This is a genomic window from Mycobacterium sp. WUMAC-067, assembly GCF_020217485.1.
Classification (GTDB): domain Bacteria; phylum Actinomycetota; class Actinomycetes; order Mycobacteriales; family Mycobacteriaceae; genus Mycobacterium.
Map to the genome: position 1 here is coordinate 1 of NZ_JAEKMI010000124.1, position 2,952 is coordinate 2,952.

A 2,952-nucleotide genomic window follows, 5' to 3' on the forward strand; every position below is an offset into this window, starting at 1 on the left:
CTCCCAGTGGCCCGCCTGTCGGCGGGTTTGGACGCTCGCCGGTCGCTCGTGGATTGACCGCAGCTTGGTGAGTTGTTTCAGCGCGCCGTCGATAGCGCGATCCGTACCGAGGCCGACACGCTGGAGCGCATTCGGCGGCTGGCAGCCCACTACGACGACGCGACGATCGCGCGTCTGCTCGCACGGCAGGGCGTGATGACTGCGACCGGGCTGGCGTTCACCCGCGACCGGGTTGGCAGCCTGCGCCGCAAACACGGTATCGCCGGGCCGACCGAGCCTGTCGTACCCGTCGGCGACGATGTACGCATGGTCAGTATCGCCGAAGCCGAGACGCTGCTGGGGCACCTCCCGCGCCACTCTCTACCGGTGGCTGGCAAGCGGCTTCATCCACGGCGAGCAACATCGCCCTGGCGACCCGTGGCGGATCCGCATCGACCCCGAGCTACGCGCCAATATCACCCCAGACACACCCGACGGATGGGTTGGGCTCGAGCAGGCTGCCCGCCGACTCGGCGTGGCCAAACAGACCGTCCTGGATCGAATCCGCCGCGGAGAGCTCAACGCCGTCCACGTCAACCGTGGCCAACGCAAAGGCCTGGCCATCCAACTGCCGCTGCCGGAGGAGACCTTGTTCACTACGGCGCCATGAAACGCCGACAGCAGCTTGTCGCATCCGGTCCAGAACACCTAATCGCACCACCCGCCCGACCATGAACACCAACAACAACGCAGCATTCGGCCCGAATCTGGACCGAATGAGACAAACGACGAAAGGAAATTAGCAGTGAGAACCGGGATCGACCGGGTTGCCCAACTCGTCGCGCAGATCGATCGTTCGCTTGCGTTCATGAGTCTATGCGGTAGCGCTGACAGGCTCGGTTGGCACCAGGCCAGTTTCGGTGTGATTTTGCGGATTCCTTTGCGGCAGTTCGGTCGGTGGGTCGTGCAGCGATCTGCGTAGGTCGGCCAGCAGCCGCAGCCCGGCCGGGGTCATGGTGAACCCGCGCCATCCGGCGCTGGCGCGGTCGAGTACGGCCCACACCAGTGTGAGGCAGGAGTACTCGCCGGGCAGGCGGCCGATCACCTTGACTCTGCGCCGTGTTTCGCCGAAGGTGCGTTCGATGAAGTTGGAGTGTCGGGCCCTGGGCCAATGCTCACGGGGAAACCGCAGGTAGACGGTCAGCGAGTCGCGGTCATCGAGCAGGGCCCGCACTGCGGCCGGGTAGGAGTCGCGCCAGCGCTTGGCGAACGCGTCGGTCCTGTTTTGGGCGAGTTTGACCGCGGCGATGCCGGGTTCGACATCGGCTGGTAGGTCGAAGACCGCCCAATAATCGGCTTTGACGTCAGCTTGGGCATTCTTGGGCACCTTGGCCAGGATGTTTCTGGCGCGATGAATAAGACACCGCTGCCGCAACGCCGCGCCCATGGTGGTCTCGACCGCGCCGATCAGCCCGGGTGCGCCGTCGCTGATCACCAGCAGTGGGCACGCCAGGCCGCGTTCGCCGAGCCCGCGCAAGAACCCTTCCCAGGCCGCACCGGATTCCGAGGAGGCCGCCTCAAGCCCGACGAACACCGGTTTGCCGTCGGTGTCGATACCCCACGCGGCCAGTACCGGCTCGGCTGAGGCGCCTGCGTGGTATTTAAAGTGCGACCCGTCCAGGAACAGGTAATCGAGCTCGACGTCGTCGAGGCGGCGAGCGCTCCACTGCTCGAACTGAGCCGTTGATGTCCTCGCAGATGCGCGACACCGTCGACTTCGACACCGCGGCGGCCTCGCCGAGCGCTTCGACCAGGGTGGCCTCCACGTCGCGGACCGACAACCCGCGCACGAACCCGGCGATCACCAATGCCTCCAATGCGTTGGTCTTGGTTACTCCCTTGCCGAACAGCTGGGAGGCGAACCGCTCGGTGGTGCCGCGCATCTTCGGCCGTGCCAGCGTCACCGGTCCCGCGGTGGTCTTCACCGTGGTCGGGCAGTATCCGTTGCGCATCCCGGCGCGGGCGTCCGCACAGCTCGCGGTCCGCTGGTAGCGGTCCCGGCCCAAAAACGCGGCCACTTCGGCCTCGATGGCGGTCTGCAGCAGCAACCGGGCACCAAGCCGGGCTACTTCCTCGATCGCGCCCGCCAGGTCCTCGCCGCCGGCGAACACACCATCAATTTCTGCCTGCAACCGCTGCACAGGCGATACCCTCTTCGACACGGACGTAGGCTCCTTCCATCAGACTGGCCGGTCTTCGAGGGAACCTACGTCCGGATTCTTTTACACCGCGGCAGGGACACGACCTAGCGAGGACACTGTCGCGTTAGAGGACTTGCTGACTCCGACACTCGACGAGTTGGACACGATCGCTACCAATGGCGGTCTGGCGCGGGGCGTGCCGACCGGATTCGCTGATCTCGATGAGATCACCTGCGGGCTTCAGCCAGGAACCATGGTTACCGTTGCGGCTCGTCCGGGCGTTGGAAAAGTCCGTTCTAGCACTGGATTTCATGCGATCGTGTTCGCTCAGACATCGGATGGCCAGTGTCATCTTCTCGTTGGAAATGAGTAAGTCCGAAATTGTGATGCGGCTGCTGGCGGCCGAAGCGAGGGTCAAACTTGCGGATATGCGTTCGGGGCGCATGAATGACGATGACTGGATCCGGGTGGGCGGCACCATGAGTCAAATCAGCGATGCCCGGATTCGGCCCGTTGCTAGGAGGCGGAATTCGTGGCCGCGATTAACGGCGATCTAGCTAACTACGAGACCGTGGATAGGCTTGCGGGCATCGCTGGTCTTTCACCAGTGCCACACGATTCCGGGCGCGTCACGGGCAACCTGAAACGTCCACGCAGGTATGACCGGCGCTTACTCCGAGCCTGCTACATGGCTGCCCACAACAGTCTCCGCACCAGTCCAGCATCGCGTGCCTTCTACGACCGGAAACGAGCCCAGGGCAAACGCCACAGT

Annotated in this window: 4 protein-coding genes and 2 pseudogenes; 2 read left to right on the forward strand and 4 right to left on the reverse strand. The window is 64.5% G+C overall.

All coding sequences use genetic code 11. The features are described from left to right. The 4 genes from JF781_RS27675 to JF781_RS28530 all read right to left on the reverse strand — a co-directional run. Positions 1-345: hypothetical protein (locus tag JF781_RS27675; RefSeq protein ID WP_225330649.1), on the reverse strand; the 345-nt coding region annotated here is incomplete at its 3' end. Between the two features lie 97 nt (positions 346-442). Then, complete coding sequence (locus JF781_RS27680; protein ID WP_136244823.1) at positions 443-724, reverse strand: hypothetical protein; 282 nt, start codon at positions 722-724, stop codon at positions 443-445. Positions 725-853: 129 nt separating this feature from the next. Next, the gene (locus tag JF781_RS28525) at positions 854-1,666 is read right to left on the reverse strand and encodes a transposase (RefSeq protein WP_306453518.1); all 813 of its coding nucleotides are present in this window, start codon (positions 1,664-1,666) and stop codon (positions 854-856) included. Further along, entirely contained in the window at positions 1,641-2,201 is a 561-nt protein-coding gene (locus JF781_RS28530; protein ID WP_080691073.1) for a transposase, read from the reverse strand. The genes JF781_RS28525 and JF781_RS28530 overlap by 26 nt, the downstream gene beginning before the upstream one ends. A gap of 76 nt (positions 2,202-2,277) precedes the next feature. Between JF781_RS28530 and JF781_RS27690 the strand changes: the two are divergent. Next, positions 2,278-2,680, forward strand: a pseudogene (locus tag JF781_RS27690) (DnaB-like helicase C-terminal domain-containing protein); the annotation flags it as partial. Beyond that, positions 2,673-2,952 (forward strand): annotated as a pseudogene (locus JF781_RS27695) (transposase); the annotation flags it as partial. The pseudogenes JF781_RS27690 and JF781_RS27695, both read left to right, overlap by 8 nt.